The organism is Halapricum hydrolyticum (assembly GCF_025517535.1).
Lineage (GTDB): Archaea > Halobacteriota > Halobacteria > Halobacteriales > Haloarculaceae > Halapricum > Halapricum hydrolyticum.
On the sequence record NZ_JAOPKC010000003.1, the window covers coordinates 128,698 to 143,825 of the forward strand.

General features: G+C 63.5%; 14 protein-coding genes. 5 read left to right on the plus strand and 9 right to left on the minus strand.

Translation table 11 applies throughout. The features are described from left to right. Entirely contained in the window at window positions 1-351 is a 351-nt protein-coding gene (locus OB916_RS05385) for a hypothetical protein (protein WP_315908261.1), read from the minus strand. 430 nt (window positions 352-781) lie between these two features. Next, window positions 782-1,786, minus strand: coding sequence for an AI-2E family transporter (locus OB916_RS05390; RefSeq protein ID WP_315908262.1), 1,005 nt, complete (start codon window positions 1,784-1,786; stop codon window positions 782-784). Window positions 1,787-1,942: 156 nt separating this feature from the next. On the opposite strand from OB916_RS05390, the gene OB916_RS05395 reads away from it, so the two are divergent. Next, on the plus strand, window positions 1,943-2,575 hold the full coding sequence (locus tag OB916_RS05395; protein WP_315908263.1) for a flavin reductase family protein: 633 nt from the start codon (window positions 1,943-1,945) through the stop codon (window positions 2,573-2,575). 15 nt (window positions 2,576-2,590) lie between these two features. On the opposite strand, the gene OB916_RS05400 is transcribed toward OB916_RS05395, so the two are convergent. The 7 genes from OB916_RS05400 to nuoE all read right to left on the minus strand — a co-directional run bounded on the left by OB916_RS05400 (window position 2,591) and on the right by nuoE (window position 10,897). After that, on the minus strand, window positions 2,591-3,961 hold the full coding sequence (locus OB916_RS05400) for a sensor histidine kinase (protein WP_315908264.1): 1,371 nt from the start codon (window positions 3,959-3,961) through the stop codon (window positions 2,591-2,593). Window positions 3,962-4,071: 110 nt separating this feature from the next. After that, window positions 4,072-4,560, minus strand: coding sequence for a hydrogenase maturation protease (locus OB916_RS05405; RefSeq protein WP_315908265.1), 489 nt, complete (start codon window positions 4,558-4,560; stop codon window positions 4,072-4,074). A gap of 2 nt (window positions 4,561-4,562) precedes the next feature. Next, a complete protein-coding gene (locus OB916_RS05410; protein ID WP_315908266.1) occupies window positions 4,563-5,981 on the minus strand; it encodes a Ni/Fe hydrogenase subunit alpha in 1,419 nt (472 codons plus the stop codon). Window positions 5,982-5,983: 2 nt separating this feature from the next. Beyond that, window positions 5,984-6,544: an NADH-quinone oxidoreductase subunit B family protein gene (locus OB916_RS05415; RefSeq protein WP_315908267.1), complete on the minus strand. Its 561-nt coding sequence runs from the start codon at window positions 6,542-6,544 to the stop codon at window positions 5,984-5,986. Continuing rightward, window positions 6,541-8,409 (minus strand): 2Fe-2S iron-sulfur cluster-binding protein, encoded by a 1,869-nt coding sequence (locus OB916_RS05420; protein ID WP_315908268.1) that lies wholly within the window; start codon window positions 8,407-8,409, stop codon window positions 6,541-6,543. The genes OB916_RS05415 and OB916_RS05420 overlap by 4 nt, the downstream gene beginning before the upstream one ends. After that, window positions 8,406-10,325: an NADH-ubiquinone oxidoreductase-F iron-sulfur binding region domain-containing protein gene (locus tag OB916_RS05425; protein ID WP_315908269.1), complete on the minus strand. Its 1,920-nt coding sequence runs from the start codon at window positions 10,323-10,325 to the stop codon at window positions 8,406-8,408. The genes OB916_RS05420 and OB916_RS05425 overlap by 4 nt, the downstream gene beginning before the upstream one ends. Beyond that, window positions 10,322-10,897, minus strand: coding sequence for an NADH-quinone oxidoreductase subunit NuoE (nuoE, locus tag OB916_RS05430; RefSeq protein ID WP_315908270.1), 576 nt, complete (start codon window positions 10,895-10,897; stop codon window positions 10,322-10,324). Before nuoE ends, OB916_RS05425 begins: the two co-directional genes overlap by 4 nt. A gap of 269 nt (window positions 10,898-11,166) precedes the next feature. On the opposite strand from nuoE, the gene OB916_RS05435 reads away from it, so the two are divergent. The 4 genes from OB916_RS05435 to OB916_RS05450 are packed head-to-tail and all read left to right on the plus strand — an operon-like array spanning window position 11,167 to window position 15,119. Further along, the gene (locus OB916_RS05435) at window positions 11,167-12,204 is read left to right on the plus strand and encodes a 4Fe-4S dicluster domain-containing protein (RefSeq protein WP_315908271.1); all 1,038 of its coding nucleotides are present in this window, start codon (window positions 11,167-11,169) and stop codon (window positions 12,202-12,204) included. Beyond that, window positions 12,197-13,045 carry an FAD/NAD(P)-binding protein gene (locus OB916_RS05440; RefSeq protein ID WP_315908272.1) on the plus strand — a complete coding sequence of 283 codons (849 nt, stop codon included), beginning with the start codon at window positions 12,197-12,199 and terminating at the stop codon, window positions 13,043-13,045. Before OB916_RS05435 ends, OB916_RS05440 begins: the two co-directional genes overlap by 8 nt. After that, complete coding sequence (locus OB916_RS05445; RefSeq protein WP_315908273.1) at window positions 13,042-13,809, plus strand: NADH-quinone oxidoreductase subunit B family protein; 768 nt, start codon at window positions 13,042-13,044, stop codon at window positions 13,807-13,809. Before OB916_RS05440 ends, OB916_RS05445 begins: the two co-directional genes overlap by 4 nt. After that, a complete protein-coding gene (locus OB916_RS05450; protein WP_315908274.1) occupies window positions 13,806-15,119 on the plus strand; it encodes a Ni/Fe hydrogenase subunit alpha in 1,314 nt (437 codons plus the stop codon). Before OB916_RS05445 ends, OB916_RS05450 begins: the two co-directional genes overlap by 4 nt. Window positions 15,120-15,128 lie beyond the last annotated feature (9 nt).

The window sequence follows — 15,128 nt, forward strand, 5'->3', positions numbered from 1 at the left end:
TCACCTCCGGGTCACCGGTCGTCGATCCGCTTCGAGCAGTGCGACCAGCGACAGGCCAACGACGGAAAGCAGTGGGATTCCGAGACTCAGCCCGCGCCAGGACAGCGGCATCGTCGCGACCAGCAACACGGCGACGTGGACGATCGTAAACCCGATCCCGACGTGATAGAGTCGGTATTTCGGCTGGAGTCGCTCACCCAAAGCGTCTTCACCACACGCGTACGCCGTTCGGAACTCTCCCTCGCCAGTTCGCTCATCCGCTATCCGCTGGCCGACCCGATCGATACCGATCGCGACGAGCAGGAATACCAGAAGTGCAACCGGCGGTGTGAGAACGACCGCTACAGTCATGCTCGGTCGAAGGAACAACTACGTAACGAGTAAATCCATCTCACATTCCCAAATTGTGAGCATTCCACACCACTGTATGTCGATAGTCGAACCACGGCGACCGCTCACTGAGTTTTGTTCGTGGCATGTGACACTACCCGCCACAGTCGAGCCGCTACGCGTCCGGGAGAAGCATGTCACACACCGAGTGGGCGGCGGGATGCGGTCCCCGAGACAACCGATGGACGCCGACGATCTCGCCTCTGTAATATTTCGAAGTCTGTTCAACGACGCGAACGCTGACGCGCTCCGGGGGACGTCCGGTCGGTCCCCCGGCCGGTGACGAGGGTTCGTCCGACCGACCACGACTCCCCCACGTGATCCGTGGCCAGGTGGCAGGTCCCCCATCCGATCGGCGATTCGGCGTCGGTTCCTCTTCCGGCGTGGCTCACTAACCGCCGCGATAATCACTCAGGCGCGGATGACGCTCGTCGGCCAGCAGTAATCCGACCTCCGCGATCAGCCCGACTACGACGGGGCCGGCGATGACGCCCACGACGCCGATCGAGAGGATGCCGCCGACGAAGCCGATAAAGTAGAGGCTTCCCGGCATCTTCGCCGTGAGCGCGGCCAGTTGCGGCCGAATGAGTGCGTCCGGGAGGAATCCGATCAGGAAGAGCCCGAGCACGGCGACCACGATCGCACCGGTCGTATTCCCGAGGGCGACCTCGAACCCGGCGATCGCCAGCACGAGTACGCTCGGACCGATGATCGGCACGAACTGGAGGATACCACTGACGACCGCAAGCGAGAACGCCGTCTCGTATCCGAGCGCCCAGAACAGGACGAACGCGACGAGAAACGTCCCGACCGAGGTCGCCGCCTGCAACACGTAGATCGCGTACAGTGTCGATCGCAGCCGCTCGTGTAGGGCCATCACGACGTCGTGATACTCTCGGGGGATCGGATGCAACAACGCGTTCGTGACGTCTTCTGGGCGGACCAGCAACGCGTACACCAGTAACACGAACAGGAATAATTTGAACCCCAGCGCCGGTGTCGAGCCGGCGACCGACAGCGCCAGCGACTCCCCGACTTCGGCCGCTTCGGCACTGAGGTCGCTCAGTGTGATCGGATAGCGCATCCCTGCAACCTCGAGTACCACCTCGTCCGGGATCTTCTCCAGCAACGTGATCAGATCGTTTCGGCGCACGTACAGGACGATCACGACCGGTAACACGATCAGTGCGACCGCAACGAAGGCCAGGGCCGTACTCGCTGCGGCCGCTGTCCGCCGACCGAGCCCCCGTTCGATGAGCTGCTCTCGAACCGGATAGAGCACGTATGCGACCGTGATAGCGAAGAATATCGTTCCGAACACGGCACCGAGGATGACCATCGACAGTGCCCCCAACACGACCAGCAACCCCGCAAGGACTGTGACACGTCGAACCATGCCTGCCTGTTTCACCAGATGTGACTAAACTGTTTTCCACAGACCGGGACACACGCACAAACACAACGATCAACCGTGAAGATATCAGCAATCGGACAAAATATCCCCGGATATCGGGGCCAAACCCTTTCCAGTCCTGAGATGTATATCAGTGATATGGAATCGCAGCAGGGTCTCGGTAACGATCACACTGTGGTCGAGCTCGAACCGGACGACTTCGGCGGCTACGAGATGTTCGTGACACTCGGACGGCTGGTCACGCCGCGACCGGTCGGATGGATTTCGACCGTGAGCGAAGACGGCCAGGACAACGTCGCGCCCTACAGTTTCGTCACACCGGCCAGCGTCGACCCGCCGGTCGTCGTCTTTACTGCTGCCGACCACCAGGACGGGACGATGAAAGACACCGCCCGAAACGCGATCGACACTGGCGAGTTCGTCTACAACGTCTTCACGGCCGGGTTGCTCGAAGAGATGAACGACAGCGCCGCCGACATCGACGAGTCGGAGTTCGAGGCCGCCGACATCAAGCACACTGACAGTGAGGTCGTCGATCCCAAGCGCGTTGTCGGCTGTCCGGCCTGGCTGGAATGTTCGGTCCGAGAGACGATGGAAATCGAGGGCACGCAGGTCATCTTCGGCGACGTTGAGCACCTGGGGATCCGTGAGGACTACCTCGACGCCGCCGACCTCCCCGACGTCGAACACATCGAACAGCGCGTGCTCGGCCATCTCATCGACGAACACTACACGCGGCTGGAACTGCTCGAGAAGCAACAGCCGCAGTAAAGGAGTCCAGGGGAGTTACGAGGGGAGCCGGATCGTCACGACGCTGCCGCGGGGTTCGTTGTCCGCGACCGAAATCGTCCCGTTCGACCGGACGACGAGTTGCCTGACCAGAAAGAGCCCGACGCCGGTTCCGTGAAACAGCGGCGTCTCGTCGGTATTGCCACACAGGAGTTCGCGCTCTATCTCGGGTATCCCCGGTCCGTCGTCGGCGACGGCGATCTCGACGCTCTCTGCCTTCTCACGGACGGTCACGGACACCGACAGGTCGTCGCCGTGACGGAGCGCGTTGTCAAGCAACTCGACGAGTGCCCGTTCGAACCCGTCGACGACGGTCGCCGTCGCGGTCTCGGTCCCGTCGACGGACACGGTCGCGTCGGGGTGCGTTTCGAGTACGTCCACACGCGCGATTTCGGCCAGACGCACGATATCACGCGCCGTCGACTCCGTCGAGCCGCGCAGCAACTCGGTGAGCGCTCGTTCCTTCTCGGCCTGCCGGAGCAACGAATCCGTCCGTTCGAGGATCGTGCCGACGGCGTCCTTGGCGTCGGCGCGCTCCCAGCGCAGTAACTCGGCCTGGCCCTGGACCACGGTCAATGCGTTGCGGATGTTGTGTCGCAGGATCCGACCCAGCACCGCGAGCTGGCGGTCGCGCTGCTTCCGATCGGTGACGTCCCGCGTGAATCCGGTTATCACGCGCGCCCCATCGTGGTGTTCATCGAGCAACCGGGCGTTCATCGAGAGCCAGCGGTGCTGGCCGTCGACTGCCACTGCTTCGTACTCGAAGTCCTCGACCGCTCCCTCCGCGAGCAGGCGTTCGAGAAACGCCTCGCGTCGCTGTGGATCGACGTAGAAGTCCGATCCGAGATCGTCGTACGCCGCCATCGCTTCTCGCGGGCTGTCGTAGCCGAGCGTCGTCGCCAGCTTGTGGTTGACCGAGAGCACGCGGCCGTCGGTCGTCGTCCTGAACACGCCGACCGGCGCGACTTCTAGCAAGCGCTCGTACGCCTTGAGGTCGAGCGTCGAACGCTGTGGTTCGAGCCGGCAATGGATCCGGGACACACCCCCGTCGGATCCGATTTCCGGACGCACGTCGAGGGCTATCGGTACCGCCGTACCGTCGCTCGCGCGAATCGCGATCGCACACGAACTGGCGTCCCCCTCTACGGCGTCGTCGAACGCGTCTTCGAACGCGTCGCGCTCGCCCTCGGGGAGCAACTCGACAAACGGGCGACCGACGACGTCCCCGCGGTCGCGATCGGTCAGTTTGACCCACTTGTCGTCGACGAACCGGATAGAGCCGTCCACATCGAGCGACTGCAGGGCGACGGAAACGCCGTGATCATCCTGCCGTCCGTCGACCCCCGAATCACGCGAACGACCAGTCATACGCCACGTAGACTCGCACCATGTATGAAGGTGAGGGATTTATGGAAAATATTTATCAGTACCGTGGACCGTGGCTCGATCACGGAGCGGCAGCGCGGAAGCCAGCGGCTTCAGCCCCCGGTAGCTGCTGCCGTCGCCACTTGCTGTTCGATCTCGTCGCCGATTTCCTCGATTAGCCTCGGAACCGCCTCGCTGACAGCTTCGGTCATCCCCTCGCCGTACTCGAAGGGGTCGGCCACCTCGATCGCGTAGATGGTTATCTCGGGCATCGACTCGCCCATCGCCTCCCCGAGCGTCGTCAGCGTCCCCAGGCCGACGTTGTGGGTCGCGAGTCCGCCGCTCTCTTTGTCGGGTTCGACGGCCTGGGGATCGAAGACGTACCAGTCGCCCGGGTCGCCGTCCTCGGTCACGATCGAGTCGATGATACAGACCCGATCGTGGCCGCTCAGCTCGTCGATGAGCATCAGCCGACCCGAGTTCATCGTTTCGAAGGTAACGCCCGGTCGATCGAGTCGCGACTGGAGGGCGTCGACGACTTCTAGCCCGACGACGTCGTCGCGCTTGATCTCGTTGCCGATACCCAACACGAGGGTGTCCATGGCTATCGGGAGACCTCGTCGAGCACCTCGCCGTCCTGTTCGACTGTCACTTCCAGAGGCATGTCGCCGATCGCGTGGGTCGAACACGACAGACAGGGGTCGTAACACCGGATGACGCTCTCCATCTTGTTGAGCGTCCCCTCGGGGATCTCGGGACCGTCGACGAACTTCTCGGCAGCGGTCCGGACGCCCTTGTTCATCGCGCCGTTGTTGTGGGTGGTGGCGACGATGAAGTTGGCGTTCGTGACCTTGCCCGTGTCGTCGACGTCGTACTCGTGGATGAGCGTGCCCCGCGGGGCCTCGATGACGCCGACACCGTTGTTCTTCTCGGGCTTGGTCGGGACGTTCGGAACCCCGTCGTAGACGTCGTCGTCGTCGAGCAACTCCCGGATGCGCTCGATACAGTAGAGGATCTCGATGAGCCGTGCCCAGTGGTAGTACGTCGAGCGCTCGTGGACGGGGCCGTCGGCGGCGTCCATGTAGCGTTCGAACTCCTCCTGGGCTTGCGGCGTCCGGAGCTGATCGACGGCGTTGAGCCGTCCCAGCGGGCCGACGCGGTACTGACCGTCCTCGAAGTCACGCCCCTTGTAGTAGGGGAACTTGAGGTAGCTCCAGTCCTCGGAGCGCTCGCCGATGATGTCGGCGTAGTCGCCGTCATCGATCTCCTCGAGGAGGTCGCCGTCCTCGTCGACCAGCCGGATGTCTCCGTCGTAATGTTCGAGGCCACCATCCTCGTCAACCAGACCCATGTAGCCGGTCTCGTAGGTGGCGTAATCCAGCGTGTCGTCGTCCATCTCCGCGAAGATCTCCTGCAGCAGATCGATCGTCTCGCGGACGTACGTATCCAGGTCCTCGGACTGTTCGAGCAACTGCTGGCCGTCCTCGCGGTCCAGCGTGTTGGTGACGCCGCCGCCGATCGCGAAGTCCGGATGGACCTTCTTGTCACCGAGCGTCGCGATGACGTCCTGGCCGAAGCTCCGCAGGTCGATCCCGCGCTCGGCGAGCTGGGGGTTCTCCTCCAGCACGCCTTCGATGTTGCGTTTCTCCGGATCGGCGTCGTAGCCCAATACCAGATCCGGACTGGACAGATAGAAGAAACTCAACGCGTGGCTCTGCAGGACCTGCCCCATGTGAAGCAGTTCCCGCAGCTTGTATGCGCCCTCGGGAATCTCGACGTCGGCGATCTCGTCGACGGCCTTCGCCGCGGCCAGCTGGTGGCTGACCGGACAGATCCCGCAGATCCGGGCCGTGATCTCGGGCATCTCCCAGACGGGACGGCCCTCGACGAACTCCTCGAACCCGCGGAACTCCGTGACGTGGAACTGCGTATCTTCGACATCGCCGTCGTCGTCCAATTCTATCGTGATCTTGCCGTGTCCTTCGACCCGCGTGACCGGATCGATAACTTCCTTCTTGCTCATTGTTAGTCGTACTGGAGTTTTTCTTCGACGATTTCAGGCTGCTCGCCGTCGAGCAGCGCTTCGATACCGTAGGCCATCACCTCTGCGTCCGGGGGACATCCCGGAATGTACACGTCGACGTCGATATAGTCGTCGAGCGGCCGGGCGTCCTCGAGCAGTGCCGGCACGGGGACGTCTCCGCGCGGGCTCTCGCTTTCCTCGTCGGCCTTGCCCTCGTAGACCTCGTCGATCATTTCGTCGGCGTCCTCGTCGTTTCGCAGGGACATGATCCCGCGCAGGGCCGCACAGTCGCCCCACGCGACGACGGTATCGCAGTTCTCTCGCAGTTCCTCGGCGACCTCGACGTTCTCCTCGTTCGTGACCACGCCCTCGGCGATGCCGATGTCGGCCTCGGGAACGCCTTTCTCGTCGACGATCATGTGGCTCGCTTTGATCTTGACGTCCTCGAGCAGGTCGACCAGGTCGTGGTCGATGTTCAGGAACTCCATGTGACAGCCCGAGCAACCGCCGAGACAGACCGTCGCGACGGTCGCCCGCTCGTCAGTCGTTTCTGCCTGGCTCATGGTTTCACCTCCTGTGGCTCGACAGCTTCGGAAAGCGCCGACAGCACCTCGCGGTCGGAGTCGACGGCGACGCGCGGTTCGAGCACACGCGCAATCTCGCGGTCGGCACCGCTGGCGTCGGTGACCGTGCCCGAGCGCTCGAACCAGTCGAGTGCCGGCAGGACGACGTCGGCGGCCTTCGTGAGGATCGACTCGCGAGTGGCCTGGACGATCACGGTGTCGGCCCCGCGAGCGACATCGAGCATCCGGTCGACGTTCTCCTCGCGGTCGTCGCCGGCGAAGAGGTACGCCACGTCCGCACTGCCGTGCAGGTCGTCGGTCCCCACGTCGGTGCCGGTGTTTGCCTGCCTGGGCAGGCTCAGGACCTTGCTGCCGGTCATCCCCGCCAGCGCGTAGGCGTTGACGATCGTGTCCTCGCTGACGTCGGGGCCGAGCACGACCACGCCGATTCCCGACGTCAGTGCCGGGACGGCGTCCATCAGCGTCTCGGCGTCGACGTCGGACAGCGCCGAGGCACCCTCCTCGACGACTTCGACGGCGTCTTCGGAGACCCGGTCCAGTCCGGTGCCTGCTTCGATGGAGACGTCAGACTTGCGGCCGAATCGGTCCTCGTCTTCGTCGACGCTCAGCAGCGTCGCGCCGCCCTTGCTGGCCCGGCGGACGTAGGACGCAGCAACGGGGTGCGTGTCGACGATGTCCGTATCGAAGACGACGACGCTGTCGGCGTCTAGCAGCGCTCGCGGCCCGCTCGCGCGCAGGCCGCTCGGGCTCTTCTCGAAGTGTTTCGCGACCTGTCGGGCGATCCGCTTTTCTTCCCTTGCCCGCCCGGCACCGGGAACCTCGACGGCTGCGTCGTAGTCGTCCATTGCCTCGGCGAACGCATCGAGCGTCTCGCTGGGCAGTCGATCGGACGCGACCGCGTCGACCGTCTCGGCGTCTTCGAGCAGGTCGGCGACCCGGTCAGTGGCCACGTCGACACCGACCGCGCCTTCGCCGCGGATCGACGGTTCGTGGATCCGGTCGCGATCGTCGCCGAGCAGGCCGAACCGTCCCATCTCACAGAGCTGGCCGCCGTCCGGACCGTCCTCGACGCCTTCGATCTTGACGATCCGGCCGGAGTTGGTGTACACCTCCAGTTCACAGCCCATGCTGCACTCGCTGCAGGTCGTCTGGACGACGTCACAGTCCTCCTCGCGGCCGCGATATGCGCTGAGGGGGCTGTACAGCGCGCCGGTCGGACAGGACTGCACACAGGCCCCACAGGAGACACACGAGGACTCTCCGAGGGGAACGTCGTCGTCGGCGACGATGGTGGCGTCCTTGCCGCGGTTACCGAACGAGAGGGTGTCGTTGCCGACGACCTCGTCGCAGGTCCGGATACACCGACCGCAGCTGATACAGCGGTCCAGATCCATCGTGATGAACTCGTTGGAGGTGTCCGGATCGATCTCGGGATACTCAAGCGGGAAGCGACTGCTGTCCAGCCCTGCACGGTTGAACATGTCCTCGAGTTCGCAGTCGCCTTCCATTTCGCAGTACATACAGTAGTGATTCTCCTCGGAGAACATTAGCTCCAGAATCGTCTGCCGGTGATCCCAGAGGTCGTCGGTGTCGACTTCGACCTCCATGCCGTCCTGGACGGCGGTCGTACACGCCGTCTCCAGGCGACTGCCGTCGATTTCGACCAGACACATCCGACAGGCACCGACGTTGGTCAGGTCGGCGTAGGCACACAGTGTCGGAATGTCGATGTCGGTCCGTTCGGTGGCTTCGAGAATCGTCTCGCCCTGCTTTGCCTGTACTTCCTGACCGTTGATTTCGAGCGTGACGCCGAGTTCGGCGTCAGCGTCGGTTGCCTTGCTCATGCTTCACCTCCGCGAACCTCGATGATATCAAGCGGACAGGCCTCGACACACTGCCCACAGCCGATACACGCCTCGGGATCGATCTCGTGGACCTCGCCCTGCTCGCCGCTGATCGCGTCGACCGGGCACGCCTTGGCACACTGATGGCAGCCGACACACTCGTCGTGGAGGATTTTGTACGTGTTCGCGTGTGCGCCACCGCCGAGTTCGCAGTCGCCGGCGGGACACTCTTCGTCTTCGATGTGTGCCCAGTACTCCTGTTCGAAGTAATCGAGCGTGCTCATCACGGGGTTGGGCGCGGTCTGCCCGAGCCCACACAGTGAGGCTTCGCCCATCGTGTCACCGAGCGACCGCAGCTCTTCGATGTCTTCGGCCTCGCCCTCGCCGTTGGTGATCCGTTCGAGGATCTGCAGCGTCTTTTTCGTGCCGTAGCGACAGGGCGGACACTTCCCACAGGACTCGTCGACACAGAAGTCCAGGAAAAAGCGCGACTGATCGACCATGCAGGTCGACTCGTCGATGACGATCATTCCGCCCGACCCCATCATCGAGCCCAGTTCCGAGAGGGTGTCGTAGTCGATGGGCGTGTCGCCGTACTCTTCGGGGATGACCCCACCGGAGGGACCGCCCGTCTGGACGGCTTTGAAGTCGCCGCCGGTCGTCCCTCCGCCGATGTCGAAGACGACGGTTTCGAGCTCTGTTCCGAGCGGCACCTCGACGAGCCCGGTGTTGCGAACGTCGCCGGTGACCGAGAAGACCTTGGTGCCACCGGACTGGTCGGTGCCGATGTCGGCGAACCAGTCGGCGCCCTCCAGGACGATCTGGGGAACGTTCGCCCACGTCTCGACGTTGTTGATGTTGGTGGGCTTGCCCCACAGGCCGGACTGGGGCGGGAACGGCGGGCGCGGACGCGGCATGCCGCGCTCGGACTCGATGGAAGCCATCAGCGCCGTCTCCTCACCACAGACGAACGCGCCGGCACCCTTCTTGATCTCCAGGTCGAACCCGTAGCCCGAGCCGAGGATGTCGTCCCCGAGCAGGCCGACCGATCGAAGCGTCTCGATGGCGTTCTGCAGGTGGTCGATCGCCAGCGGGTACTCCGCCCGGACGTACATGTAGCCGTGGGTCGCGCCGGTCGCGTACCCCGCGATGATCATTCCCTCGATGACGCTGTACGGATCGGACTCCAGCAGCGTCCGGTCCATGTATGCGCCGGGGTCGCCCTCGTCGGCGTTGCAGATCAGATACTTCTCGTCGGCCTCGTTGCCGGCGAGGAACTCCCACTTCTGACCGGTCGGGAACCCACCGCCACCACGACCGCGGAGGTTCGAGTCTTTGACTTCGTCGATGACTTCCTCGGGCGTGTACGAAGAGAGAACTTCCTCGAGCGCGAAAAAGCCGTCACGGGCAACGTACTCCCCGAGGTCTTCGGGATCGATCAGCCCGCTGTTGCCCAGCACGACCCGTTCCTGCGGCGCGTAGAACGGCACCTCGTCGAACAGCGGCACGTCGTAATCGTGGCTGCGCGCCTCGTGGTGGAGTCGCCCGGCCAGGACGCCACCCTCGGGCAGATCGCCCCGGGTGATCGCGTCGGCCAGCCGCTCGGCGGTGTCTTCGGTCACCTCTTCGTAGATGATCGACTGGCCGTTCGGTTCGACGACCTCGACAAGCGGCTCGCGGTCACAGAACCCGAGACAGCCGGTCTGGCCGACGATCGCGTTCTCGGCGCCGTCCAGCTCGTCGCTGAGAACGTCGTAGACGTCGTCGGCTCCGGCCGCGCGCCCACAGGAAGACATCCCGACCAGTACTTTCGTCTTGCCGGGATACAGCGAGTCGAGGCCGTCCCGTTTGAGCGCCTCCAGGTCTTCGATCGAGGTGATCTCTTCGAGACTGTCTGACTGGAGTAGGGTGCTCATGCGTCATCACCCCGGTATTCCTCGATGACGTCGGGGACTTTCTCCTCGGTGACGTTGCCGTGGACGTTGTCGCCGACCATCACTGCCGGTGCGAGGCTGCAGGCCCCGATACACCGGACGTGACTGACAGTAAACTGCCCGTCGTCAGTGACTTCTTCGAGTTCGACGTCGAGTTCGTCACAGAACTCTTCGGAGATCTCGTCTGCGCCCTTGACGTGACAGGCCGTTCCCGTACAGACCTTGATCGTGTGTTCACCACGCGGTTCCAGATAGAACTGCGAGTAGAACGACGCAGTCCCGTAGACGTGTGCCATAGAAGTGCCAGCTTTGTCTGCGATGAGCTGCATCGAGAATCGCGGTAGGTATCCGTACTCGCCTTGCACCTCCTGGAGAGCCGGGATCACTCCCTCCTTATCGTCCGGAAACGGTTCGATAAGCGATCGTACAGTGTCTACTTCTTCGTCGCAGACGTCTTCGACGTCCGCGTCGGCCGGGATGATCTCCGCGTCGTCGCCGCCCACGTCGGCGTCCGACTCGTGGATCGATTGCCGAATCGAATCTAACGATGCCATCCTACGTCTCCCTAAGTCTTACTCCTAAAGCAATCCTGGCCGGATTCTCACCGCCTGAAAACATATCTGTTAGAATATGAAGGACTGATACGAGCCTACATGAAAAAACAGGCAAAAAACTCCGGTAAAATCTGACGATACCGAACATGAACGTCGTTAATTTTGCCTTCGATAGGGTTTTCAAGAAGTGAGAACAGCCGCCGCTGTTAGGCTTTTTGGCTGTGACTGTCCGTGCAGTGGCCGACAGCAGCGTCGGCCGGGTGGATGGCATGAAGACACTGGCAAAATCAGAGTTCGAGACGCTGATCGACGGGTTGATCGACGACGACCCACGATCCGTCGTCGGCCCACAACGGCGGAGCGGGCAGTACGTCTTCGAGGAGCTCGACTCGGCTGCGGATCTGGCGCTGGAGTACGACCTGACGGCGCTCTCACCGAAGAAGTACCTGCTGCCGCAGTACGAACAGTTGCTGACCTACGAGCGAACCGACGGAGAGTACGAGATGCATGCCGGGACAGACACGGAGGGAGTGATCATCGTGGGCGTTCACCCCTACGACCTGGCCGCGATCGAGCATCTCGATAAGGTCCACATCGACACGATGGGCGACGAGCCGTATCGCAAGCGCCGCGAGGACTCGCTTTTGATCGGGCTGACGATGCAGTCGGTCGCACCCGAGAGTTTCGCCGCGAGTATGGGTGCGGCGACGACGGATTCGGGCTATGACCTCCTCGTGACGGACATCGGGGATCGGTTCGTCGTCGACATCGGGTCGTTCGAGGGCAACGAGTTGCTCGCGGACCTCGACACGCACAGCGCGAGTCATTCCGAAGTCCAGGAGGTTCGACGGATCGAGGACGATCTCCGGGGGCGGTTCGAGCGGGAGTTGCAGTTTCCGCCGGAGGAGCTCCCGACGTTGCTCGCAGAGCACTACGACGACATGGAGTTCTGGGAGTCCTACGCCGAGCAGTGTCTCTCCTGTGGGAGCTGTAACATGGTCTGTCCGACCTGTTACTGTTTCCAGGTAGAGACCGTCCGGGATCTGGGCGGGGACAGCGGCTACCAGCAGCGCAGTTGGGACGGCTGTCTCTTAGAGGAGTTCGCCTCGGTCGCACAGGGGGAGAACTTCCGCGAAGAGGTCGCACAGCGACACCGCCACCGGTTCATGCGCAAGGGACTGTACGTCTACGAGCGCTACGGCGACGTTTCCTGTGTCGGCTGCGGGCGGTGTACGCGCCACTGCGTCGCCGACGTCGCCGATCCGACCGATGTCTACAACGACCTCTGGGAGGCCACCAATGCTTGAAACTACCGAGACCGTCCGCAGCGAGTACGAACCCGTCCAGGGACGCATCGCCTGGATCGAGCAGTTCACCGACCAGGACAAGCTGTACGTGATCAGCTTACCCGACGACGTCGAACTCGACCACGATCCCGGCCAGTTCGTCGAACTGTTCGTCCCCGGCGTCGGCGAAGCGCCGTTCTCCATCTCGTCGTCGCCGACGAAGGACGGCCCCCTCGAGCTGTGTATCAGGGCGGTCGGCAACGTCACCCGTGCGCTCGACAGCATGGAGGGCGGGGACCCGCTCGGGATCCGCGGGCCGTACGGCACGGGCTTCGATCCCGAGGCGCTCGCGGGCGATGACCTGTTGTTTGTTGCCGGCGGGATCGGGCTGGCTCCGCTCCGGTCGATGATCAACTACGCGCTGGACAGAAGCGGGGAGTTCGGCGACCTCACGACGCTGTACGGCTGCAAGGAGCCGGCCGAACAGCTGTTCCCGGAGGAACTGCAGCGGTGGGATGACTCCGAAGAGATGGCCTTCTACGAGACGGTCGATCAGTGCCCCGAGGACCAGACCTGGGAAGGCCGGGAGGGCGTCATCACCGAGCTCATCCCCGAGGCGGAGTTCGACCCCGAGACCACGACCGCGCTGGTGTGTGGTCCGCCGGTGATGTACCGGTTCGTCATCGAGTCCCTGCAGGAACAGGGGCTTGCCGACGATCACATCTACCTCTCGCTGGAGCGCAACATGCACTGCGGTCGCGGGCTCTGTGGGCACTGCCAGATCAACGAACTGTACGTCTGCGTGGACGGTCCGGTGTTCAACTATCCGGAGGTTCGGGACAAATCGGAGGCGGAGGTATGACCGAACGCCCACGCGTCGCCTTCTTCGACTTCACGGGCTGTGAAGGCGACCAGCTGCAGGTCGTCAACCTCGAAGAGCGGCTGTTCGATCTCGTGGAGGTCGTTGAGGTCGTCAGCTTCCGGGAGGCGATGTCGGAACACAGCGACGACTACGAGATCGCCTTCATCGAGGGCAGCGTCGTGACGGCCCACGACGAGGAGCGTCTGGCGGGAATCCGCGAGAACGCCGACGTGGTCGTTGCACTCGGCTCGTGTGCTGCTTTCGGCGGTATCAACGCGATCCGCAACGACCAGGACTTCGAAACGGTCACAGAGCGCGTCTACGGCGACGACGCCGACATGATCGAGGCGAACCCGGAGGCCCGCCCGATCGAAAGCGTCGTCGAGGTCGACGCCACGATCCCGGGCTGTCCGATCGACCGCGAGGAGTTCGTCCAGGTCGTCACTGGCCTGATCAGGGGCGTCGAGCCGACGCTCCCGAACCACCCCGTCTGTGTGGAGTGCAAACTCGAGGAAAACGAGTGCGCGTTCCACCGCGACGAGATCTGTCTCGGTCCGGTCACCCGGGGCGGTTGCGGGGCGGATTGCGTCGGCGAGGGGACCCACTGCTGGGGCTGTCGCGGCATGGTCGACACTCCCAGTGAGGACGCCTACACGGCGGTCCTCGAAGAGCACGGTCTCGACGCCGAGGAGATCGTCGAGCAGTACCAGCTCTACTGGGGCTGGCAGCGGCCCGAACGGGCTACTCAGGAGGAAGCACAATGAGCGAGACAATAGACATCGAGAGCGAGTACGTCACCCGCGTCGAGGGACACGGCAACATCGTCGTCAACGTTGCGGACGGGGAAGTCGAGACCTGCGAGTGGCAGGTCGTCGAGTCGCCGCGCTTTTTCGAGTCGATGCTGGTCGGTCGTGACTGGACCGAGGCCCACCACGTCACCGCCCGGATCTGTGCGATCTGCTCGATCAGTCACACCACCGCGTCGCTGAAGGCGACCGAGGCCGCGATGGGCGTCGACCTCTCGGCGCAAGACGAGCGGCTGCGCAAACTGGCGCTGTACGCCGAGACCCTGCAGAGTCACGTCCTCCACCTGGGATACCTGGCGCTACCGGATCTGGTCGGCAAGCAGTCTGTGCTGCCGATTCTCGACTCTCACGAAGCGGAAGTCGAGGCCGTCGTCCGGCTGCACCGGCTGGGCAACGACCTGACCGAGGCCATCGCCGGTCGCTCCGTCCACGCCCAGCGTCACCTCCCCGGCGGCTTCTCGAAACTGCCCGACGAAGACGAACTGGACGCGCTCCGCACGCGGCTCGAATCGGCCTGGAGCGACGTCGAGCTCGTCGCCGATCTGCTGGTCGAGCTCAGCGACGAACTCCCCGACTTCGAGCGCGAGACGGAGTTCATCTCGCTGACCCATCCCGACGAGTACGCCTTCTACGACGGCACGCTGTACTCCTCGGACACCGGCGAACTCGACGTCGAGGACTATCGCGAGATCGTCGACGAGGTGGTCGTCGAGCAGTCGACGGCGAAGTTCACGTCCCACGCTCGCGAGTCGTACATGGTCGGTGCACTGGCGCGGCTGAACAACAACTTCGAGCAACTGGGGCCGATGGCGAAGGCGGTCGCCGACCGCTTCGGTCTCGAACCCGGCTCTCACAACCCGTATCTGAACAACGTCGCCCAGCTGGTCGAGATCGCCCACCTGATCGAGACCTCGATCGTCGAGCTCGACACGCTGCTGGACGGCGGGCTCGACCCGCAACCGGACTACCACACCCCCGACGTCGAGGTGGAAGCCGGGACCGGTATCGGTGCGGTCGAAGTGCCACGTGGCGTGCTCTTCCACGAGTACACCTACGACGAGGACGGCGAGATCACCGACGCGAACTGCGTCATCCCGACCAACCAGAACCACGCGAACATCCAACAGGACATGGAGGAACTGGTCCCGACGATCCTCGATCGGCCGGAAGACGAAATCGAGCTCACCCTGGAGATGCTCGTTCGGGCCTACGACCCCTGTATCTCCTGTTCGACGCACTATCTGGACGTCGAGTTCGTCGACGAGTAGCGCCCGGAC